This is a genomic window from Pseudomonas sp. LPH60, from assembly GCF_030718165.1.
Lineage (GTDB): Bacteria > Pseudomonadota > Gammaproteobacteria > Pseudomonadales > Pseudomonadaceae > Aquipseudomonas > Aquipseudomonas danubii.
The window spans coordinates 907,287-927,771 of the sequence record NZ_JAVAJH010000003.1; the positions used below are offsets into that span (position 1 = coordinate 907,287).

Below are 20,485 nucleotides of genomic sequence, written 5' to 3' on the forward strand. Positions count from 1 at the left end.
TGCTATTGCATTTCGAGCAATCGCCAATCGCAGTACGCTCGTACCAACTGGGCTCAGCCCTGGAACTCGGGGCTGGCGTAGTCCGCGAGCTTGCCCTGGATGAAATCCAGGAAGCACTGGATGCGCAGGGCCAGTTGCGAGTTGCGGTAGTACACCGCGTTGATCGGCTGGCGGTAGCCGCTGTTGAACGAGGCCAGCACCGGTTGCAGGCGCCCAGCGCGGATGTCGTCGATGGTCATGAAATGCGACAGGCAGGCAATCCCCTGCCCCTCCAGCGCCAGGTGGCGCAAGGTCTCGCCGCTGGAGGCACTGATGCCCGGCTGGATCTGCCAGCGATCACCGTGCACATGGCGCAACGGCCAGTGGTTGAGGGTTTCGGTCTGGGTGAAGCCGAGCAAGGTGTGCCCGGCCAGTTCCGCCACGCTCTGCGGGGTGCCGTGGCGGGCCAGGTAATCGGGGCTGGCCAGAATGTGCAACGGGCTGCAGCCCAGGGAGCGGGCATGCAGGGTCGAATCCGCCAGCACGCCGATGCGGATGGCAATGTCGGTGCTCTGCTCCAGCAGGTCGATGATCAGGTCGTTGCTGTTGAGCTCCAGCTGGATATCCGGGTACAGGCGGCGGAACTCGGCCACATGGGGAACGATGGCATGCAGCATGAAGGGCGCTGCGGCGTTGATCCGCAAGCGCCCGGACGGATTGCGCTGGCGCGAGGACAGGCGCTCTTCGAGCTCGTCCATCTGGTCGAGAATGCGCTTGGCCTGCTCGAAGAAGTAGCGACCTTCTTCGGTCAGGTCCATGCGTCGAGTGGTGCGGTTGATCAGCGTGGTGTCGAGCTTGGCCTCCAGCCGCGACAAGCTGCGACTGACCGCCGAAGGGGTCTGGGCCAATTGCTCGGCAGCGGCGGAAATCGAACCGCACTCGATGACGCAAACCAAGACTTGCAACTCGTCGGATCGGGCTTTCACAGGAGTCCTTTATCGGCGCGGGTGGGCCCTGGATAAACCGCAGGCCCGCTTCAAGGCGCTCAATAGTAGCCGGATTCAGCTCTGGAGATTGAACACCGCCTTGAGGTGCTCCGCGTAGCGCTGCACGTCGGCTTCGATGTTCGGGCGCTTCATCACGTCGACACAGAGGAAGGTCGGCAAGCCGCGCATGCCGAGGAACTGGTTGGCCTTGTGGAACGGGAAGTACACCGCGTCCACGCCCTTGGCTTCGAAGAAGTCGGTCGGGTCGTCAAAGGCCTGCTGCGGCGCGTTCCAGGTCAGCGACAGCATGTACTGCTTGCCCTGGATCAGGCCGCCGCTGCCGTATTTCTGCGAGGCGTCGGAACGGGTCCGGCCATCGCTGGCGTAGAGGCTGCCGTGGCCTTCGGTGAAGACTTCGTCGATGTACTTCTTGACGATCCACGGCGCGCCCATCCACCAGCCGGGCATCTGGTAGATGATCACGTCGGCCCAGAGAAACTTCGCCACTTCTTCCTGAATGTCGTAGCCCTCGTCGATATGGGTGACCTTGACCTCCAGGCCGCCGCGATCCAGCACCGCCAAGGCGGTGTCGTGCAGGGTGGCGTTGTAACGGCCATCGGAGTGGGCAAATTGTTTGGCGCCATTGAGCAGCAGTACTTTTTTCATGATCCGGCCTCATCGGGGACAGCCCATCGCGCATCGGCAGCGACGGGTTGTGAAGGTTGCAAACGATGGCGGCAGGTTAATCAGGCAGGGCGCGGAGAATAAGCCCGGGGTGCTCAAAATACATTTGACTAAAACGCACGAATCGATAGCCGATCTTTGCCTTAGGATCTTCAGCACCTTCCCCGTCAATGAGTGCTTTGCGCATGTCCACGCCCCAGGCCTTTATCCTTCACGCCAAGACCCGTCCCGAGCGCGCCGACGCCTTCCAGGCGTTCTTCCTGAGCCATGTCGCCGCCAGCCGCGCTGAAGCCGGCTGCATCGAGTACCACATGCTGCGGGACCGGGAAGACCCGAGCCTGTTCATCTTCTATGAGGTCTGGGCCTCCCAGGAGGCGCTGGATAGCCACTCTGGCCTGCCGCACATGCAGCAGTTTCTCGACGCGCGCATGGACTACCTGGAGCGCGACTTCGAGATCCGCGCCATCGACATGCTCAGCCCGGCCACGGCTGGCCGCTGAGCCAAAGGTCTAGCCGCTGATCAACAGATGCCCGCCCAGCAGCCCCAGGCCGATGAAGAACACCCGCTTGAACAGCAAGGCGCTGATGCGCTGGCGCAACCATTGCCCCAGCCACATGCCCAACAGCGCCGGGGCCAGGGTCAGCAAGGAAGCCCCCAGCTCGGCGCTGCCCAGGGCGCCACGCCACAGCAGGCCGGCGGCCAGGGCCAGGGTCGAGACGGTGAACGACAGGCCCAGGGCCTGCACCAACTGATCCTTGTTCAAGCCCAGGGCCTGCAGATAGGGCACCGCCGGGATCACGAACACCCCGGTGGCCGAAGTGATGACCCCGGTGATCAGCCCGCATAGCGGCGCCAGCCAGCGCTCCTGGGCCGGCGACACGCGCAGGGTCGGCAACAGCAGGCCGCTCAGGGCATACAGCAGCAACGCCGCGCCCAACCCCCGCACCACCCAATGCCCGCCCTCGATGCCCAGCCACAATGAACCGACGGCCGTGCCGACGAAGATCGCCAGCAACATCGGCCACAGGCGCTTGAGCAAGGCCGGCAGGTGCCCGCCAAAGGCCAGTTGCCAGAGATTGGTCAGGGTCGCCGGAATGATCAGCAAGGCTGCAGCCTGCGCCGGAGCCATAGCCAGTCCCAACAACCCCATGGCGATGGTGGGCAGGCCGAGACCGATCACCCCCTTGACCATACCGGCCAGTACGAAGGTGCCGATGACCAGCAAAGAAAGGGCCATGCCAAGATTCTGGTAAAACGCGAGAGAGCTGTTCATGGGCCTATCCTGCGCCCTGCACGCCGCGCTGAAAATCTGCCATATACTGAGCCAGCCTCTTGCCAGGCAATAGGCACATACCAAAACCTATTGCCCGTACCTCCGTAAGAGCTGGCTTGCCAGCGAAGGCGCGCTCAAGCCCGATGCAAAATCCTAAGGCCTCTTCGCCGGCAAGCCGGCTCCTACAAAAACATCTGCACGGCCTCCGTAAGAGACCCCGTTCCCCGAGGAATGCCCCATGCACTTCGACCTGATCGACCTGCGGCTGTACCTGAACATTCTCGACGCCGGCAACATCACCGCCGGGGCCGCTCGCAGCCATCTGTCCCTGGCCGCCGCCAGCGCTCGAATCCGCGCCATGGAAGCCTCCCTGGGCATCGAGTTCCTCGAACGCGGGCGCCGCGGCATTCGCCCGACGCCCGCCGGCAAGGCCCTGGCCCAACATGCCCGGACGCTGTTGCTGTACGCCGAACACCTGCAACAGGACCTCGCCGAATACGCCAAGGGAATCAAGGGCCAGGTGCGCTTGCTGTGCAACACCACCGCCCTCAGCGAGTACCTGCCGGAGCTGCTGGCGGACTACCTGCACAACCAGCCCCAGGTGGATATCGACCTGCAGGAACTGCCCAGCCAACGCATCACCCACGCCCTGCGCCAGGGTGCGGCAGACCTGGGTATCGTCTCCGACGCGGTGGACATTCAGGGACTGATGAGCCGGCCTTTCCGTGATGATCCGCTGGTCCTGGTGATGCCCCAGGATCACCCGCTGAGCCTGCAGCCCAACCCCAGCTTCAACGACACCCTGGCCCACGACTACGTTGGCCTGGCCAGCCATAGCGCCCTGGCGGTGTATCTGGAGGAACAGGCCCTGCACCTGGGACGACGCATGCAATTGCGCATCCGCGCCGAAGGCTTCGACGCCCTGCTGCGCATGGTGGCCCGTGGTGCCGGGCTGGCGCTGGTGCCCCTGGCGGCCCTGGAGCGCAACCGTCACCTGCCGTTGCAGTCGCGCCCGCTGAGCGAAGCCTGGGCCCGGCGCCGGTTGCTGTTGTGCGCCCGTGACTTCGCAACGCTGCCGCTGTATGCCCAAGGTTTGTGCGCGGCACTGCTGCCGCCTTGACTCTCCCCTTAGGGGCAGACTTTAGCCTTGGGGTTTAATCCCTCAAGGACCACGGCAATGAGCAAACGCATCCTGGTGATTCTCGGCCACCCCTCGCGCAACAGCCTGTGCGCGGCATTGAGCGAGCGCTATGTGAAGGCGGCGCAGGAAGCCGGGCATGACGTGCGCCAGCTCAGGCTCGGCGAGCTGCGCTTCGATCCGGTGCTGCGCGAAGGCTACCGGCAGATCCAGCCTCTGGAGGAAGACCTGCAACGGGCCCAGGCCGACATCCTCTGGGCCGAGCACCTGACCTGGGTCTTCCCCATCTGGTGGGGCGGGATTCCAGCCCTGATGAAGGGCTTTCTCGACCGTGTGCTGCTGCCGGGCTTCGCCTTCAAGTACCGCCCCGGCAAGGCCTTTCCCGAGCAACTGCTCAAGGGCCGCACCGCCCACCTGATGGTGACCATGGACACCCCGCCCTGGTATTTCCGCTGGTTCTATCGCATGCCCGGCTTGCAGCAGATGCGCCGCACCACCCTGGCCTTCTGCGGCATCAAGCCGTTGCGCACCCTGACCTTTGGCCCGGTGCTGGACGCCAGCGAAGAACGCAAGGCGGATTGGCTGATGCAGGCGCAATACCTTGCCAGGCAGTGAATCCACCGGATAATGCGCAAGGCTGTCCACCGCCCGAAATCGGTACTGAACAAGGAGTTTTCATGTACATCGGCCAAGCCGCGCAACTGTCCGGGACCACGGTCAAGAGCATCCGTCACTACGAAGCCATCGGCCTGTTGCCCGAAGCTCCGCGTCAGGGTCGCTACCGTCTCTATGACGCCCAGAGCGTCGAGCAACTGATGTTCATCAAGTGCGCGCAGCAGTTGGGTTTCAAACTCAAGGAATTGCAGCAGGTGTTCGCCACGCACCAGGGCCAGGCCTTTCCCTGGGACCGCGCACAGGCCGCCCTGGCGCAAAAGAGGCGCGAGCTGCAACAACAGATCGATGACTTGCAGCAGTTGCAGGGCCGGCTCGAAGTCTTCGAGACCAGCCTGCAACAGGCTCGCGAAGAGTGCCCCTTGGGCAGCCTCTAGCGGGTCGTTGAGAAAGGAGCAGAAAGGTGCATTCCGATAGAAAATTCAATTAATTAGTGACGCCAATCAGGCTCAGCGGCTCGCACGAACAAGTCCGCTGGCACCGTCCAGACCTCCGGACTCGCTCCACCAGCTCCGCCCTTAGACTTTCGGAGGCAACTTGGGGCACCAAACCAAACTGCGATGTGTTCCTCGGGGACATTTGGGTCCCCCTCAATGCCGACCACGACCGCAAGAAGGCCGTCCAGCTCGACTAAGTCACCACGTTGCCAATTTGTCATGCGCAGCACCTTTGAAGGTTTTGGATTTTCAAGTCGGCTCGTTCGTCGCAAGCGCGACACTCACCACAACTCATGTCGGGGATGGCTGCCACCACCCAGCGATTGCGCCCAGGCGGATCGCATTGTAAGCCGCTAAGGCCCAGGTGACCCAACCTCGCAAGGTGGCGAGGCCTCACCACCCTCCTTAGTCGCTCACTACGCACGCTATACACAACCTGCACCAGCGATGCCCGGAGAATCCGCTCAGACGGATTCGACGGCCGCCCAGCGTCCGCATGGCGGGTGTCCAGCAGATCGCTCAGCTCGCGGAGAATCGTATCGACCAGGATGCGAAGCCCATGAATGGGGTGATCGGCCGGTACACCGGCCTCCACGTATACGAGAACACGCCAAGCTGCTGGACATCCGGGAGGCGTGGCCTCAGACCTCGGACAGTCCGGCGACCGTCCTGGGCTTACGGAAGCACAGGTAGTAGACCAGGGTCAGCAACAGCAGGAAGGGTACCCCGAACACCAGGGTCATCTTGAACGCCTCGGTGAAGAAGGTGGTGATCATCACCGCCCCCATCAGCACCAGCCCCAGCAGGGTGCTGTAGGGAAACAGGCGCATGCGGAATGACAGTTGCTGTTCACCGTGGCGCTGGTGATAACGACGGAAGCAGTAGTGGGTGAGGAAGATCATGAACCAGGTGAAGATCGCGCCGAACATCGAGATCGCCATCATCAGGACGAATGAGCTCTCCGGGTACAGCACGTTGATCAAGGTGGCCAGGGCAATACCGGAGCTGGACAGCAACAAGGCATTCAGCGGAATCCCGGTCTTGCTCAGGGCGCCCATGGACTTGGGCGCAAAGCCGGCGCGGGACAGGCTGAACATCATCCGCGTGGTGATGTAGAGCTGGCTGTTCATCGCCGACAGGGCCGCGATCAGGATCACGAAGTTCATCACCCCGGTGGCCCCGGGAATGCCGATGGTCTGCATCACCGTGACGAACGGGCTCTGGGCCTTGCCCGCCTGGACCCAGGGCACGATGGCCAGCATCAGGGCCAGGGTCAGCAGGTAGAACACCACCAGGCGCACGATGGTGGCGCGAAACGCCTGCTTCACCGCGCGCTGCGGGTCCTTGGCCTCCCCCGCCGCCACCGCGATCATTTCCACGCTCAGGTAACTGAAGATCGACACGATCACCGCGATCCACATGCCCTGGAAACCATTGGGAAAGAAGCCGCCGTGGGCGCTGTAGTTGTGCACGCCGTAATCGGGGTTGCCGGAGCCGAACACCACATACACCGCAAGGATGATGAAACCGACGATGGCGGCGATCTTGATGGTGGAGAACCAGTATTCGAAGTTGCCGAAGGTCTTCACGCTGATGGCGTTAAGCAGAATCAGCACGCTGGAGAAGGAAACAATCCACACCCACTCCGGAACGTTGGCGAACCAGTACTTCATGTACATGGCGATGGCCGTGACCTCGGCGCCCACCGCCAGCACGATGGCCGCCCAGTAGGCATAACGCACCAGGAACCCGGCCAGCGGGCCGATGTAGAACTCGGCGTAGGCGCCGAAGGAGCCAGAAGTGGAATGGGCCACGGTCATTTCCGCCAGGCAACCCATCAGCAGCAGAGTGATCAACGCGCCGATGGCGTAACTCAGCAGCACGCTGGGGCCGGCATAGCCGATGGCATAGGCACTGCCCATGAACAGGCCGGTGCCGATGGCCCCGCCGATGGCGATCATGCTCATCTGGCCGGCGGTCAACTGCCGCCTGAGGCCGTGCTCGCGATTGGAAATCGCTTCGAAACCCTTGTTGGAGGTGGTCACTTTGAGTGCCTCTTTATTGTTGTGTGCACGTATGAATCGTTGTGACGGCCCGTCCTTGTGCCGCTGCCCTGGTTGCCGCATGCAGCAGCAACCAGGGGATAAAGCGCGTCTCAGGTCACGCTATGACGCACCTGGAACTGCGCCTGGGCCCAGGTTTTCTGATCGAGGATTTCACCGAGAATCTGCACCGCGTCCCAGACTTCGCTGAAACGGGTGTACAGCGGGGTGAAGCCGAAACGCATGATGCGCGGCTCGCGATAATCACCAATCACGCCCCGGGCGATCAGGGCCTGGATCACGGCATAACCTTCAGGGTGTTCGAAGCTCACGTGGCTGCCACGCTTGGCGTGATCGCGTGGGGTCACCAGCTTCAGGTCGTGGCCGGCGCAACGCTGTTCCACCAGTTCGATGAACAGGTCGGTCAGGGCCAGGGACTTGCGCCGCAGGCTCTGCATGTCGGTCTGTTCGAAGACCTCCAGGCCGCACTCGACCATGGCCAGCGAAGTGATCGGCTGGGTGCCGCACAGGTAGCGGGCGATACCGCTGGCGGGCTCGTACTGGGTGGCCATGTCGAACTGCCGGGCATGGCCGAACCAGCCGGACAGCGGCTGGGTCACCAGGTTGCACAGGGCAGGAGCAACCCAGGCGAAGGCTTGCGAACCCGGGCCGCCGTTGAGGTATTTGTAGGTGCAGCCGATGGCGTAGTCGGCGCCGCTGCGATTCAGCTCCACCGGCACTGCGCCGGCCGAGTGGGCCAGGTCCCAGAGGCTCAGGGCGCCGGCTTCGTGGATCAACCCGGTGACGGCCTGCATGTCGTGCATGTAGCCGGTCTTGTAGTTGACGTGGGTGAGCATCACCACCGCCACGTCCTGGTCGATGGCGGCTGGCAGTTGTTCCGGGCTGTCTACCAGGCGCAGGGAATAGCCCTGCTCAAGCATCCGGGTCAGGCCCTCGGCGATGTACAGGTCGGTGGGAAAATTGCTGCTCTCGGAAACGATCACCCGCCGCTCGGGGGCACGCTGGGCCTGCACCTGCAGGGCGGCGCTGAGCACCTTGAACAGGTTGATGGACGTGGTGTCGGTGATCACCACTTCGCCGCTGCCGGCGCCGATCAGCGGGGCCAGGCGATCCCCCAGGCGCTGGGACAGGTCACGCCAGCCGGCGCTGTTCCAACTGCGGATCAGGCCGTCGCCCCACTCCTGCTCGATCACTTGCCGGGCCCGTTCCAGGGCGGCCACAGGGCGAGCACCCAGGGAGTTGCCATCGAGGTAGATCACCCCCTCGGGCAAGGCGAACTGTTGGCGCAGCGGCGCCAGTGGGTCCTGTTCATCGAGACGCAGGCAGTGGTTTTTATCGATCATTGGAAGTCCTGTCTTGGTCAAGGTCATGCCCGCCTGGAACAGGCCGGGCACGGGGTCTGGACGACCCGCAAACTCAGGAAATAATGGACGAAGCCAGCTAGAATTTTCGTGCAAAGTGCAGCGCGTTATCGTACTAATCTCGAATAAAATTCTAATCCTCCAATAAAAAACGCGGATTTATGCCAGCCATGACCCTCGACTCCACCGACCTGCGCATCCTCTACTTCCTGCAACAGGATGGACGTATCAGCAATCAGGAACTGGCGGAGAAAGTCGCCCTTTCACCCTCGGCCTGCCTGCGCCGCCTGCGCATGCTCGAAGGCGACGGGATCATCAGCGGCTATCGCGCCCAGCTCAACGCCGAGCGCCTGGGGATCGAGTTGGAAGCCATCGTCCATGTGTCCCTGCGCCAGGATGTGGAGGGCTGGCACGAGACCTTTATCAGCAAGGTCCAGCAATGGCCGGAAGTGGTGGCCGCCTACGTGATCACCGGCGCCAGCAACTACGTGCTGCGGGTGCAGGCGCGCAACCTCAAGCACTTCTCGGATTTCATCGTCAATCACTTGAACCGCGCGTCCGGGGTTACCGATATCCGCTCGGAAATCGTCCTGCAGAAGATCAAGGAACAGGACGGCCTGCTGGATCTGGTGCTGCGCAAGTAGTACGTCCTAGAACCCCACCGGGCGCCGCGCCTGGTGGCGCTGGACTGTGGCGCTCGGCGCCTCGTCGAACAGCTTGCGGTACTCCGCGGAAAACCGCCCCAGGTGGGTAAAGCCCCAGGCCAGGGCAATCTCGGAAATATTGCGCGCCGCGCCGTGTTCGAGAATGTCCTGGCGCACGCCATTGAGCCGATAGCGCTTGAGATAGGCCATGGGCGACAGGGCAAAGTACTTGCGGAAGGCCTCGAACAGCTTGAAGCGTGAAACACCGGCGGCGGCTTCCAGGTCCTCCAGGTGCACCGCCTCTCGGGCATGCTCGTGCAGGTACTGGCGGGCCCGCACCAGGTAATGCGGCAGCTTGACCCCGAGCATCGCCTGCAGCTCCGCAGAGTAGTTGTTGGGCTGGGCCAGGATCAGGCCCTTGATCAGGGAGCTCTCGATTTCCCGGGTGAAGGCCAGTTGCTCGTAAAGTTCGTTGCCCTGGGCCAGTTCGCCAATGAAGTGATGCGCCATGCGCCACCAGGCCGCGGCGGCGCCCTGCCGTGCGTCCATGGCAGGCTCGAAGCGCAGCGGCTGCTCGACCGGGCGTTGCAGCAATGCCTCCAGGGCTTCGCTCATGGCCGGCCGGGAGATCACCACCTGCAACTTGCGGCAGTCGCCGGAGATGGCCAGCACCTGGCTTTCGTTGGGAGCAACGATCACCCCCTGGTCCGGGTCCGAACGCAGCAGGCGACCGTCCTTGCTCAGCTCCTGCTCGCCGCACAGGGGCAGGCTCAGGCTGTAGCTGCTGAAGCGCTCGGTGTCCTCGATATCGACGACCACATCGGTGCCGTATTCGATGATGCCCAGGGTCGTGGCGCGTGACCTGAGGACGTTGGCACTGTGGTGGAAACGAATGCGTTCGGGGTTAGCGGTTTCCAGGCGGTGCGGCCCACAGATACCCGCCATCCAGTTCCTGGCCCCTTCAAGGTCATAGCGATCGATACGAATCTCGCGAAACAGCCCATCAGCCTTGCTATTCATCACGGCGCACCCACGGCAATTATTATTCAGCGCGCTCTGACGGCGCGTCTTGTGTGACAGGGCAAGTTTTGCGCCAGCCGGCAACGCTGCCAACCCAGTGGATAGCAATCGCCCACTAAGTGGATAACCCGCCCCCATCGTCCTCATCTGGCCGGGCCCACAGTAGCCCATCGGCGCCCCGTGGTGCAGCTGTCGATCGCCGATCCGCTCAAAGGTGGGTCGCAGCTGGGTCACAACTACCCAGGCAATTTTATGGATGGCCTTGGCCGACTAAGCGGATAGCCACCGGCGCCCCGCACTCTCTCTAATGACGGCACCCGATTGACCTGAATAAAAAAGGTACCGACTCATGAGTGGTGCAAGAAGCGTCGAGCAGTGGCAGGACTTCATCCACGGCTGCCTGGATTTTCGCCCCGCGGACGGAGTGTTCCGTATCGCCCGGGAGATGTTCACCGAGCCCGAGCTGTTCGATCTGGAGATGGAACTGATCTTCGAGAAGAACTGGATCTACGCCTGTCACGAAAGCGAACTGCCCAACAACCACGACTTCATCACCCTGCGCGCCGGGCGCCAGCCGATGATCATCACCCGCGATGGCGAGGGCCGGTTCAATGCCCTGATCAACGCCTGCCAACACCGCGGCACCACCCTGACCCGGGTGGGCAAGGGCAACCAGTCGACCTTCACCTGCCCGTTCCACGCCTGGTGCTACAAGAGCGACGGGCGCCTGGTGAAGGTCAAGGCGCCGGGGGAATACGACGAAGGCTTCGACAAGGCCACCCGCGGCCTTAAAAAGGCCCGCATCGACAGCTACAAGGGCTTTGTCTTCATCAGCCTGGACGTGGCCGCCGACAACAGCCTGGAAGACTTCCTGGGCGACGCGCGGATCTTCTTCGACATGATGGTCGCCCAGTCCCCCAACGGTGAGCTGGAAGTGCTGCCGGGCAAGTCCGCCTACACCTACGACGGTAACTGGAAGCTGCAGAACGAGAACGGCCTGGACGGTTATCACGTCAGCACCGTGCACTACAACTACGTGGCCACGGTGCAGCACCGTCAGCAGGTCAACCGTGACAACGGCAGCGGCAGCAGCACCACCCTGGACTACAGCAAGCTCGGCGCCGGCGACGCCAGCACCGACGACGGCTGGTTCGCCTTCAACAACGGCCACAGCGTGCTGTTCAGCGAAATGCCCAACCCGGCGGTGCGCTCCGGCTACGCCAGCATCATGCCCCGCCTGGTGGAAGAGCACGGCCAGGCCAAGGCCGAGTGGATGATGCACCGCCTGCGCAACCTGAACATCTACCCCAGCCTGTTCTTCCTCGACCAGATCAGCTCCCAGCTGCGGATCATCCGCCCCATCGCCTGGAACAAGACCGAGATCATCAGCCAGTGCATCGGGGTCAAGGGCGAGAGCGATGCCGACCGGGAAAACCGCATCCGCCAGTTCGAGGATTTCTTCAACGTCTCGGGCATGGGCACGCCGGATGACCTGGTGGAGTTTCGCGAGGCCCAGCGCGGCTTCCAGGGACGCCTGGAGCGCTGGAGCGATGTCTCGCGCGGCCATCACCGCTGGGCCACCGGCCCCACCGCCAACAGCGAGAACCTGGGCATCCAGCCGGCCATGACCGGCACCGAAATCACCCATGAAGGGCTGTACGTCAACCAGCACCGCAACTGGCAGAAATTCCTCCTCGACGGCCTGCAGCGCCAGTCCCTGAAACTGCGTGAGGTATGAACATGAATGCGCAATTGCAGTACCTGATCGAGCAATTCTTCTATCGCAAGTGCGAACTCTGCGACGCCCAGGACTGGGACGCCTACCTGCAGCTGTTCGCCGTGGACAGCGAGTTCCACCTGCCGCAGTGGGACTCGGAACACGTCTACACCCGGGACCCGAAGCGCGAGATGTCGCTGATCTACTACGCCAACCGTTCGGGCCTGGAAGACAGGGTGTTCCGCCTGCGCACCGGCAAGGCGGCCTCGACCATTCCCATGCCGCGCACCCTGCACATGGTCAGCAACCTGCGCATCGCCGAGGGCGCCAACGGGCTGCTGCAGGTGCGCCTGAACTGGCACACGCTGTTCTATCGCCTGGCCACCTCCGAGGACTTCTACGGTCACGCCACCTACGACCTCAAGCCCCATGGCGACAGCTGGCTGATCCAGCGCAAGCACGTGCTGCTGCTCAACGACACGATCAACTCGGTGCTCGACTTCTACCACCTCTGACTCGACGGACATCCCTTCATGACGCACAAGGTCGCGTTCAGCTTTGCCGACGGCAAGACCCTGTTCTTCCCGGTCAAGGCCAATGAAATACTGCTCGACGCTGCCCTGCGCAACGGCATCAAGATCCCCCTGGACTGCCGCGAAGGCGTCTGCGGCACCTGCCAGGGCCGTTGCGAGTCGGGCCAGTACAGCCAGGACTACGTGGACGAGGAAGCCCTCTCGCCCCAGGACCTGGAGCAACGCAAGATGCTCACCTGCCAGACCCGGGTGCAGTCCGATGCAGCGTTCTACTTCGACTTCGATTCCAGTCTGTGCCACAACGCCGATCCGGTGCGACGCACCGGCTCGGTGATCGACGTGCGCCAAGTCTCGGACAGCACCGCCATCCTGCACCTGGAGCTGGGCAGCAGCGAGGCACCGCTGGAGTTTCTCCCCGGCCAGTACGCGCGCCTGCAAGTTCCCGGCACCGACAGCAGCCGGGCCTACTCCTTCGCCAACCGGCCGGGTGCGGACAACCAGTTACAGTTCCTGATCCGCCTGCTGCCCGACGGGGTAATGAGCAACTACATCCGCGAGCGTTGCCTGGTGGGCGACAGCATCGAACTGGAGGCGCCGCTGGGGGCTTTCTATCTGCGCCAGATCAGCCGGCCGCTGCTGCTGGTGGCCGGCGGCACCGGGCTGTCGGCGCTGCTGGCGATGCTCGAACAGATCGTCGAGCAGGGCTGCCAGCAACCGGTGCACCTGTACTACGGCGTGCGCCAGAGTGCCGATCTGTGCGAACTGGAGCGTATCCAGGCGCTGGGCGAGCGCCTGCAAGGGTTTCGCTTCACCCCGGTGATCAGCGACGTCGACCCGGATTGGTCGGGCAAGCGCGGCTACATCACCGAGCACTTGGACAGCAGCGAACTGCGCGACCAAGACAGCGACCTGTACGTTTGCGGACCGCCACCGATGGTCGATTCGATCCGAACCTGGCTGCAAGAACAGCAACTTAACCGCGTTCAGCTGTATTACGAGCGGTTTACCGAGAGTAATATCTGATCCCGTCAGCATTGAGCCGCGATCGGTCCCGTTCACCACGGGATCGGTCCTGATAACAACTAGAAGAGAGCGCACATTAGTGGATCAAACCTTGCAACAAGGTGAACTCAAGCGTGGCTTGAAGAATCGCCATATTCAGTTGATCGCCCTGGGCGGGGCGATCGGCACCGGACTCTTCCTCGGCTCGGCCGGGGTGCTCAAGTCCGCCGGACCTTCGATGATCCTCGGCTATGCGATTGCCGGATTCATTGCCTTCCTGATCATGCGCCAGTTGGGGGAAATGATCGTCGAAGAGCCGGTGGCCGGCTCCTTCAGCCACTTCGCCCACAAGTACTGGGGCGGCTACTTCGGCTTTCTCGCCGGCTGGAACTACTGGGTGCTGTATGTCCTGGTGGGCATGGCCGAGCTCACCGCGGTGGGCAAGTACGTGCAGTTCTGGTGGCCGGAAATCCCCACCTGGGTCAGTGCGGCGGTGTTCTTCGTGCTGGTCAACCTGATCAACATGATGAACGTGAAGTTCTTCGGAGAAGCCGAGTTCTGGTTCGCCATCATCAAGGTGGTGGCCATCGTCGGCATGATCGTCCTCGGTTGCTACATGCTGTTCAGCGGCAGCGGCGGCAGCCAGGCGTCGGTGAGCAACCTCTGGTCCCACGGCGGTTTCTTCCCCAACGGCGGCACCGGCCTGCTGATGGCCATGGCCTTCATCATGTTCTCTTTCGGCGGCCTGGAACTGGTGGGCATCACCGCTGCCGAAGCCGCCGAGCCGCGCAAAGTGATTCCCAAGGCCATCAATCAGGTGGTGTACCGGGTGCTGATCTTCTACGTCGGCGCCCTGGCCGTGCTGCTGTCGCTGTATCCGTGGGATGAACTGCTGGTGAGCCTCAACGCCGGCGGCGACGCCTACAGCAGCAGCCCTTTCGTGAAGATCTTCTCGCTGATCGGCAGTGATGCGGCGGCGCAGATCCTCAACTTCGTGGTCCTGACCGCAGCACTGTCGGTGTACAACAGCGGTGTGTACTGCAACAGCCGCATGCTCTATGGCCTGGCCGAACAGGGCGACGCACCCAAGGCGCTGATGAAGCTCAACAAGCAGGGCGTGCCGATTCTGGCCCTGGGCATTTCCGCGCTGATCACACTGCTCTGCGTACTGGTCAACTACCTGGCGCCCCATGAAGCGCTGGAGCTGTTGTTCGCCCTGGTGGTGGCTGCACTGATGATCAACTGGGCGCTGATCAGCCTGACCCACCTGCGCTTTCGCAAGGCCATGGCCGAGCGTGGCGTGGTGCCGTCGTTCAAGGCCTTCTGGTCGCCACTGAGCAACTACCTGTGCCTGGCGTTCATGGTGATGATCATCGGCGTGATGTGGATGATCCCGGGCATCCGCGCCTCGGTGTATGCGATTCCGGTGTGGGTCCTGGTGATTTGGGGCTTCTACCGCCTGAGTCATGCACGCAAGGCCGGACAGCCCGCCCTGCACTAAGCCTCAGGCTTGCAACACCCGAAAGCCCGGCCGGGATCAAGGCCGGGCTTTTTTGTTGGCGGCGCAAAAGCGGTCTGCCAATTAGGGTGAATGTGGCCTGAAACAACAGTCCGCCCTCTCTCTAGAATCGACTCCCTCCCGGCACCTGAGCCTGGGAGCCTGTTTCTGGATGGAGAGCGGCTGATGAACAGAACGGCGACAAGCCTGCGCTGGACCGATGTTTTCTCGCCCACCGTGGCGGCGCTGATTTCAGTGCTGGTGAACTACGGCGGAACCTTTGTCCTGGTGTTCCAGGCCGCCGAGCTGGCGCGGCTGTCAGCGGCCCAGACCGCGTCCTGGGTCTGGGCAGTGTCGGTCGGTGTCGGCCTGACCGGGCTGTGGCTGAGCCTGCGTTACCGAGCGCCGATCATCACTGCCTGGTCCACACCCGGCGCGGCCTTCCTGGCCACGGTGATGCCCTTCACGCCCTACGCCGAGGTGATCGGCGCCTACCTGATCTCGGCCCTGGGGTTCATCATCCTCGGCGGCTGCGGGGCCTTCGACAAACTGGTGCGGATGATCCCCAAGGGCATCGCCGCCGGCCTGCTGGCGGGCATTCTGTTGCAGTTCGGGATCAATGCCTTTGGCGGCGCCAGCGCCGACCCGCTATTGGTGACAGTGCTGTTGGTGTCCTACGCCCTGCTGCGGCGTTTCACCTCGCGCTTTGCCGTGGTGGGCATCCTGGTCATCGGCCTGGGGCTGCTCATCGCTCAGCAGCGGATCGACTTTTCTGCCGTGCACTTGAGCCTGGCCGTGCCGGTATTCACCGCGCCGCAGTTCTCCCTGCAGGCCTTGCTCGGAGTGGCCTTGCCGCTGTTCGTCATCACCCTCACCGGCCAGTACATGCCCGGCATGCTGGTGTTGCGCAATGACGGCTACAGCACCAGCGCCAATCCAGTGCTCACGGTCACCGGCCTGGGTTCGCTGCTGATGGCACCGTTCGGCGCCCATGCCTTCAACGTGGCGGCCATTACCGCGGCGATCTGTACCGGCAAGGACGCCCATCCTGACCCGAAAAAACGCTACATCGCCGGTATCGCCTGCGGGCTGTTCTACATCCTGGTGGGCACCTTCGGCGTGACCCTGGCCAGCCTGTTCATGGTGCTGCCCAAGACCTTTATCAGCGCCCTGGCGGGCCTGGCGCTATTGGGGGCCATCGGCGGCAGCCTGGCCAATGCCATGGCCGACGCGGCCACCCGGGAAACCGCGCTGATCACCTTCCTCGCCACCGCGGCCAACGTCACCCTGCTCGGGGTCGGCGGTGCCTTTTGGGGGCTGGTGGCCGGCTTGACCGCGCACCTGCTGATCCATGGCCGGGCCACTCTGTTGACCGCCCGTACCGTCAAACCCTGAAGGCCAGCACCTGGCTAGGCCTTTCTCAGGGCCTGGGCCAGGCGTGCCATGGTCGTTTCGATTTCATGGGCGCTGAGCGAGGCGTAGCCCAGCAACCAGCCTGGCTGCTTGTGCTCCCCGGCATACAGCCGGCTGAGCCCTGGTAACTGGATACCGGCCCTGGCGGCTCGTTGCAGGGTCAACGCTTCGCTCCAGCCGGGCTCCAGCAGGCAAGGAATCTGCAACCCGCCCGGTGGCGGCAAGGCCACGGCAATGCCCTGCAAATGCCGCCCGATGGCATCGAGCATGGCTTGCCGACGCTCGGCGTACAGCTTGCGCATGGCCCGCACATGGGCGTTGTAGTGCCCCTCCTCCATGAACCGCGCCAAGGTCAGCTGGAGGATCTGCGGCGTGTGCCCGTCCATGATGCTGCGGGCCGCGCTGAAGGCGTTCACCAGCTCGCTGGGCAGGGCCATGTAGCCCATGCGCAGGCCCGGGTAGAGGGTCTTGCTGAAGGTGCCGATGTAAAGGGTGCGCTGATACGGGTCCAGGCCCTGGACACAGGCGGTGGGCAAACCGTCGTAGTGGAACTCGCTGTCGTAGTCGTCCTCGATGATCCATTTCTCCTGCTCGGCGGCCCAGCGGGTCAGTTCCAGGCGGCGCTCCAGGGACAGGGTCACACCGCTGGGGTACTGGTGCGACGGCGTCACGTAGACGCATTGACCGCCACTGCGATCGGCCCGCAGCAGGTCGGTGCGAATGCCCTGGTCGTCGACATCGATGGGATTGATCCAGGCCTCGGCGGCCTCGAAGGCCTTGCGAGCCCCGAAGTAGCCGGGGTTCTCCATCAGGATCGGCTTGCCGGCATCCACCAGCAGTTGGGCACAGAGGTACAGCGCCTGCCGGGTACTGCTCAGCACCAGGATCTGCTCGGCACGCACCTTGGCCCCGCGCTCCAGGTTCAGGTAGGCGGCGATGGCCTGGCGCAGCGGCTCGGCGCCTTGCGGATCGCCGTGCAGCAACACGTTGCCGCGATAGGCCTTGAGCACCTGGCGTTGCAGGCGCTCCCAGACATCAAGGGGAAAGCTGCGGGTTTCCGGCAAGCCCGTGGCAAATGCACTCACCGCCTGCTGGTCGGTGACACCGCCGCGCTCGACCAGCATCCGGCCCCGGCGGCTCAGCCCCGAGCCCGGCTCCCGGGCGCTGTGGGGCTGCTCCTGCAAACGCAGGCGACGCCGGGCGGCTCCGCGCAACTGGGCACCGATGCTTTCGCAGACGTAGCTCCCCGAACCTTCGCGGCGCACGATGAAACCGTCGCGCTGCAACTGCACATAGGCGTTCTCCACCGTATCCCGGGACACCGCGAGCGACTTGGCCAGACCCCGGGTGGCCGGCAGTTTCACCCCAGGGCCCAGAGCACCGTCGAGGATCAGCCCGCGCAAGGCCCGCTGGATGCGCTGATGCAGGTCCAGGGGCGCGAACTGCGGATCGTTGAGGCGCATGTTGAGGGTTTCAAGCTCGAAGGTCCGGGCCACGTGGTCTGCCTGATCAAATGAAAATAACGCACAAGGGGCGACCACTTTAGCCGCACAACGGCCCCACGTCAGCTGTTGCAACCGTCGCTGATGGCGAACGAGGAATGTGGCGGGGGAGCCTGCTCCCGTTCGATTGCGCAGCAATCGCAAAGCCTGCTGGCGCGGGATGCCTGAAAACGCTTACAGGCCGTAGATGGGGTGCTGCGCCCCTCAGCGGGAGCAAGCTCCCTCGCCACAGGGCAATCGGCAAACACTACAAAAACGGCGCGTCCCCAAGGTGAGGACGCGCCGTTTCTTGTTGAGCGAACAGGGCGGTCAGAGCGAGGATCGCACTCGCCACAATTCGGGGAACAGCACGGTGTCGAGCATCTTGCGCAGGTAGCCCACGCCTTCGGTGCCGCCGGTGCCAGGCTGGAAGCCGATGATGCGCTCCACGGTAGTCACGTGACGGAAGCGCCACTGGCGGAAGGAATCCTCCAGGTCGATGAACTTTTCCGCCAACTGATACAGGTCCCAATAGGCCGAAGGGTTGGCGTATACCTCGCGCCAGGCCGCCTCCACCGACGGGTCATGCTGAGTCGTGGTGGTGCTGTTCAGGGCCAGGCGCGCGGGGTCGATGCTCAAGCCGCTGCGAGCCATCAGGGCAATCGCTTCGTCATACATGGACGGCGTGGCAATCGATTCTTCCAGGGACTGCAGCAGCTCGGGACGGTGGGCGTGGGGCCGCAGCAGGGCCGCGCTCTTGTTGCCGAGGATGAATTCGATTTCCCGGTACTGGAACGACTGGAAGCCCGAGGACTGGCCCAGGTACGGGCGGATCGACTTGTACTCGGACGGCGTCATGGTGGCCAGCACGGCCCAGGCGTGCACCAGTTGGTCGAAGATCCGCGAGACCCGCGCCAGCATCTTGAACGCCGGGGGCAACTGGCCCTGGCGCACCTGCTCGCGGGCGGCCTTGAGCTCATGAAGCATCAGCTTCATCCACAGCTCCGAAGTCTGGTGCTGGATGATGAAGAGCATTTCGTTGTGGTCCGGCGACAGCGGATGCTGGGCACTGAGAATACGCCCCAGGTCCAGGTAGTCGCCGTAGCTCATGGAATCGGAGAAATTCAGCTCGGCGTTATGCCATTCATCCGGTGGGTTGCTTGAAAAAGGACATTGGCTCATGGCGTGGGCTCCTCGCCTCAGGCAGCGGTTACCACCCGCAGGCTGTGCAACCCGGGGCGGGATGCACAACGGCGCGGACGGCCAGCTGTGTATTTATTGTAGGAATCAATCGGCCAGGGGGCGCAGGATCGCCCGCACCGGACTGGCATCCAGGTGGGCAAAGCGCAGTGGCAGGGCAATCAGTTCGTAGTCGCCTTCGGCCACCTCATCCAGGACTATCCCCTCAAGGATCGCCATGCCGTGACGGGCCACGGTGTTATGAGCATCCATGGTCTTGGACTGCTGGGGATCGAGGGACGGGGTGTCGATACCGATCAGGCGCACGCCGAGGCTGGCCAGCAGTTCGATGGTGGCTGGAGCTACCGCGGTAAAGTCCGGGTCCCACGTGCTCAGCGGCGCCTGTGGATAAGTGCGTAACAAGACTCGCGCAGGCAAGTTGTCCAAGCGTCCGAGCACGGCTTCAGGCTGCACCAGGGCGCCGCTGTCCAGGCAATGCAGGACCCGGCACGGGCCCATGTAGACATCCAGCGACACCTCGCCGATGGGCAAGCCGTCCGGCCGGTAATGCAGGGGTGCGTCGACATGGGCGCCAGTGTGGGGCGACAGGGTTACGCGCCCGACATTCACCGGGCATTCGGGCCCGAACTGCCAGACGCGCTCCTCCTGGAACGGTGTGTCCCCCGGCCAGGTCGGGGTCGCGGTACTCAAAGGCGGGCTGATATCCCACCAGCGTGGTGTATTTTCCATTCGTGCGGCTCTCGGTCACTCCGGACTGAATGATACGAGCGATACCAGTAAAGATTCTTGCGAAATAACTCGGGCATCGTCAGATATTTCGCAAATCCTGCTAAAAAACCGCCCTTTGTCGAGGGAATGTTTCAAGCGCCAGCCGCCCGTTATCCCCCAGCCGGCAGCGACTCTCGCATTGCGCTTCTGGATACCCCGAGGTCGAGAACAGACATCCCCCTGAACGTGGGCCGCTATAGGGTGCATCTTCAGTTCTCTGCCCGCTAGGAGCACAGCATGTCGCAACCCATTACCGTTCTGCGCGATACCCACCCACTGCCCGTCCTCGACGCCTGCAAGTGGGAAAAACTCGAGGGCGATCCCCACACCGTCAACCTCAACGCCTACACCAGCGAGGACGGCAGCAAGATCATGGGCACCTGGATCTGCACCCCGGGCAAGTGGCGGGTGGCCTATGAGAAGTGGGAGTACTGCCATTTCCAGGAAGGGTACTGCGTGATCACCCCGGATGGCCGCGATCCCATCCACTTGCGTGCCGGCGATATCTTCGTGGTGGAACCCGGGATGAAAGGCACCTGGGAAGTGGTGGAAACCGTGCGCAAATACTTCGTGTTTGCCTGAGTCAGAACACACCGGGGGGCCCCTTCGACCCGG

19 protein-coding genes and 1 pseudogene are annotated in these 20,485 nt (G+C 63.2%); 11 read left to right on the top strand and 9 right to left on the bottom strand.

The features are described from left to right. Nucleotides 1-53 precede the first annotated feature (53 nt). Nucleotides 54-965, bottom strand: coding sequence for a LysR family transcriptional regulator (locus Q8O96_RS14630; RefSeq protein WP_305949005.1), 912 nt, complete (start codon nt 963-965; stop codon nt 54-56). A gap of 75 nt (nt 966-1,040) precedes the next feature. Next, the gene (locus Q8O96_RS14635; RefSeq protein ID WP_305949006.1) at nt 1,041-1,631 is read right to left on the bottom strand and encodes an NAD(P)H-dependent oxidoreductase; all 591 of its coding nucleotides are present in this window, start codon (nt 1,629-1,631) and stop codon (nt 1,041-1,043) included. Between the two features lie 203 nt (nt 1,632-1,834). Between Q8O96_RS14635 and Q8O96_RS14640 the strand changes: the two genes are divergently transcribed. Next, the gene (locus Q8O96_RS14640) at nt 1,835-2,149 is read left to right on the top strand and encodes a putative quinol monooxygenase (protein WP_207167035.1); all 315 of its coding nucleotides are present in this window, start codon (nt 1,835-1,837) and stop codon (nt 2,147-2,149) included. Between the two features lie 9 nt (nt 2,150-2,158). On the opposite strand, the gene Q8O96_RS14645 is transcribed toward Q8O96_RS14640, so the two are convergent. After that, nucleotides 2,159-2,923: a sulfite exporter TauE/SafE family protein gene (locus Q8O96_RS14645; RefSeq protein ID WP_305949007.1), complete on the bottom strand. Its 765-nt coding sequence runs from the start codon at nt 2,921-2,923 to the stop codon at nt 2,159-2,161. Nucleotides 2,924-3,161: 238 nt separating this feature from the next. Between Q8O96_RS14645 and Q8O96_RS14650 the strand changes: the two genes are divergently transcribed. The 3 genes from Q8O96_RS14650 (at nt 3,162) to Q8O96_RS14660 (ending at nt 5,110) form a co-directional block, all read left to right on the top strand. Continuing rightward, a complete protein-coding gene (locus Q8O96_RS14650; RefSeq protein ID WP_305949008.1) occupies nt 3,162-4,043 on the top strand; it encodes a LysR substrate-binding domain-containing protein in 882 nt (293 codons plus the stop codon). Between the two features lie 57 nt (nt 4,044-4,100). Continuing rightward, nucleotides 4,101-4,676 (top strand): NAD(P)H-dependent oxidoreductase, encoded by a 576-nt coding sequence (locus tag Q8O96_RS14655; RefSeq protein ID WP_115581555.1) that lies wholly within the window; start codon nt 4,101-4,103, stop codon nt 4,674-4,676. A 62-nt stretch (nt 4,677-4,738) separates the two neighbouring features. Then, entirely contained in the window at nt 4,739-5,110 is a 372-nt protein-coding gene (locus Q8O96_RS14660) for a MerR family transcriptional regulator (protein WP_102861034.1), read from the top strand. 691 nt (nt 5,111-5,801) lie between these two features. On the opposite strand, the pseudogene Q8O96_RS14665 reads toward Q8O96_RS14660, so the two are convergent. After that, nucleotides 5,802-7,215 (bottom strand): annotated as a pseudogene (locus Q8O96_RS14665) (amino acid permease); the annotation flags it as partial. Between the two features lie 110 nt (nt 7,216-7,325). Then, nucleotides 7,326-8,576 (bottom strand): kynureninase, encoded by a 1,251-nt coding sequence (kynU, locus tag Q8O96_RS14670; protein ID WP_305949009.1) that lies wholly within the window; start codon nt 8,574-8,576, stop codon nt 7,326-7,328. Nucleotides 8,577-8,764: 188 nt separating this feature from the next. Between kynU and Q8O96_RS14675 the strand changes: the two genes are divergently transcribed. Beyond that, the gene (locus tag Q8O96_RS14675) at nt 8,765-9,238 is read left to right on the top strand and encodes an Lrp/AsnC family transcriptional regulator (RefSeq protein WP_102861707.1); all 474 of its coding nucleotides are present in this window, start codon (nt 8,765-8,767) and stop codon (nt 9,236-9,238) included. 6 nt (nt 9,239-9,244) lie between these two features. Here the strand turns inward: Q8O96_RS14675 and Q8O96_RS14680 are convergent, their stop codons facing one another. Next, nucleotides 9,245-10,258, bottom strand: coding sequence for an AraC family transcriptional regulator (locus Q8O96_RS14680; protein WP_102861030.1), 1,014 nt, complete (start codon nt 10,256-10,258; stop codon nt 9,245-9,247). A 349-nt stretch (nt 10,259-10,607) separates the two neighbouring features. On the opposite strand from Q8O96_RS14680, the gene antA reads away from it, so the two are divergent. The 5 genes from antA to Q8O96_RS14705 all read left to right on the top strand — a co-directional run bounded on the left by antA (nt 10,608) and on the right by Q8O96_RS14705 (nt 16,403). Beyond that, nucleotides 10,608-11,996: an anthranilate 1,2-dioxygenase large subunit gene (gene antA, locus Q8O96_RS14685; RefSeq protein WP_305949010.1), complete on the top strand. Its 1,389-nt coding sequence runs from the start codon at nt 10,608-10,610 to the stop codon at nt 11,994-11,996. A 2-nt stretch (nt 11,997-11,998) separates the two neighbouring features. Continuing rightward, entirely contained in the window at nt 11,999-12,490 is a 492-nt protein-coding gene (gene antB / locus Q8O96_RS14690) for an anthranilate 1,2-dioxygenase small subunit (protein ID WP_305949011.1), read from the top strand. 18 nt (nt 12,491-12,508) lie between these two features. Further along, entirely contained in the window at nt 12,509-13,531 is a 1,023-nt protein-coding gene (antC, locus tag Q8O96_RS14695; RefSeq protein ID WP_305949012.1) for an anthranilate 1,2-dioxygenase electron transfer component AntC, read from the top strand. A 79-nt stretch (nt 13,532-13,610) separates the two neighbouring features. Next, a complete protein-coding gene (locus Q8O96_RS14700) occupies nt 13,611-15,011 on the top strand; it encodes an amino acid permease (RefSeq protein WP_305949013.1) in 1,401 nt (466 codons plus the stop codon). Between the two features lie 183 nt (nt 15,012-15,194). Next, nucleotides 15,195-16,403 carry a benzoate/H(+) symporter BenE family transporter gene (locus Q8O96_RS14705; protein WP_115581551.1) on the top strand — a complete coding sequence of 403 codons (1,209 nt, stop codon included), beginning with the start codon at nt 15,195-15,197 and terminating at the stop codon, nt 16,401-16,403. Between the two features lie 14 nt (nt 16,404-16,417). Here Q8O96_RS14705 and Q8O96_RS14710 read toward each other — a convergent pair whose 3' ends face one another. The 3 genes from Q8O96_RS14710 to kynB all read right to left on the bottom strand — a co-directional run bounded on the left by Q8O96_RS14710 (nt 16,418) and on the right by kynB (nt 19,831). Next, nucleotides 16,418-17,917 (bottom strand): PLP-dependent aminotransferase family protein, encoded by a 1,500-nt coding sequence (locus tag Q8O96_RS14710; RefSeq protein ID WP_305949014.1) that lies wholly within the window; start codon nt 17,915-17,917, stop codon nt 16,418-16,420. A gap of 315 nt (nt 17,918-18,232) precedes the next feature. Next, complete coding sequence (kynA, locus tag Q8O96_RS14715; RefSeq protein ID WP_102861023.1) at nt 18,233-19,084, bottom strand: tryptophan 2,3-dioxygenase; 852 nt, start codon at nt 19,082-19,084, stop codon at nt 18,233-18,235. A gap of 105 nt (nt 19,085-19,189) precedes the next feature. Then, on the bottom strand, nt 19,190-19,831 hold the full coding sequence (gene kynB / locus Q8O96_RS14720; RefSeq protein WP_102861022.1) for an arylformamidase: 642 nt from the start codon (nt 19,829-19,831) through the stop codon (nt 19,190-19,192). Between the two features lie 276 nt (nt 19,832-20,107). On the opposite strand from kynB, the gene Q8O96_RS14725 reads away from it, so the two are divergent. After that, entirely contained in the window at nt 20,108-20,452 is a 345-nt protein-coding gene (locus Q8O96_RS14725) for a cupin domain-containing protein (RefSeq protein WP_102861021.1), read from the top strand. Nucleotides 20,453-20,485 lie beyond the last annotated feature (33 nt).

What these genes read in the sequence shown, in the direction of transcription:
- Q8O96_RS14635 (WP_305949006.1), bottom strand. Translation starts at nt 1,631, where the DNA reads ATGAAAAAAGTACTGCTGCTCAATGGCGCCAAACAATTTGCCCACTCC.
- Q8O96_RS14640 (WP_207167035.1), top strand. Translation starts at nt 1,835, where the DNA reads ATGTCCACGCCCCAGGCCTTTATCCTTCACGCCAAGACCCGTCCCGAG.
- Q8O96_RS14645 (WP_305949007.1), bottom strand. Translation starts at nt 2,923, where the DNA reads ATGAACAGCTCTCTCGCGTTTTACCAGAATCTTGGCATGGCCCTTTCT.
- Q8O96_RS14650 (WP_305949008.1), top strand. Translation starts at nt 3,162, where the DNA reads ATGCACTTCGACCTGATCGACCTGCGGCTGTACCTGAACATTCTCGAC.
- Q8O96_RS14655 (WP_115581555.1), top strand. Translation starts at nt 4,101, where the DNA reads ATGAGCAAACGCATCCTGGTGATTCTCGGCCACCCCTCGCGCAACAGC.
- Q8O96_RS14660 (WP_102861034.1), top strand. Translation starts at nt 4,739, where the DNA reads ATGTACATCGGCCAAGCCGCGCAACTGTCCGGGACCACGGTCAAGAGC.
- kynU (WP_305949009.1), bottom strand. Translation starts at nt 8,576, where the DNA reads ATGATCGATAAAAACCACTGCCTGCGTCTCGATGAACAGGACCCACTG.
- Q8O96_RS14675 (WP_102861707.1), top strand. Translation starts at nt 8,765, where the DNA reads ATGACCCTCGACTCCACCGACCTGCGCATCCTCTACTTCCTGCAACAG.
- Q8O96_RS14680 (WP_102861030.1), bottom strand. Translation starts at nt 10,258, where the DNA reads ATGAATAGCAAGGCTGATGGGCTGTTTCGCGAGATTCGTATCGATCGC.
- antA (WP_305949010.1), top strand. Translation starts at nt 10,608, where the DNA reads ATGAGTGGTGCAAGAAGCGTCGAGCAGTGGCAGGACTTCATCCACGGC.
- antB (WP_305949011.1), top strand. Translation starts at nt 11,999, where the DNA reads ATGAATGCGCAATTGCAGTACCTGATCGAGCAATTCTTCTATCGCAAG.
- antC (WP_305949012.1), top strand. Translation starts at nt 12,509, where the DNA reads ATGACGCACAAGGTCGCGTTCAGCTTTGCCGACGGCAAGACCCTGTTC.
- Q8O96_RS14705 (WP_115581551.1), top strand. Translation starts at nt 15,195, where the DNA reads ATGAACAGAACGGCGACAAGCCTGCGCTGGACCGATGTTTTCTCGCCC.
- kynA (WP_102861023.1), bottom strand. Translation starts at nt 19,084, where the DNA reads ATGAGCCAATGTCCTTTTTCAAGCAACCCACCGGATGAATGGCATAAC.
- kynB (WP_102861022.1), bottom strand. Translation starts at nt 19,831, where the DNA reads ATGGAAAATACACCACGCTGGTGGGATATCAGCCCGCCTTTGAGTACC.
- Q8O96_RS14725 (WP_102861021.1), top strand. Translation starts at nt 20,108, where the DNA reads ATGTCGCAACCCATTACCGTTCTGCGCGATACCCACCCACTGCCCGTC.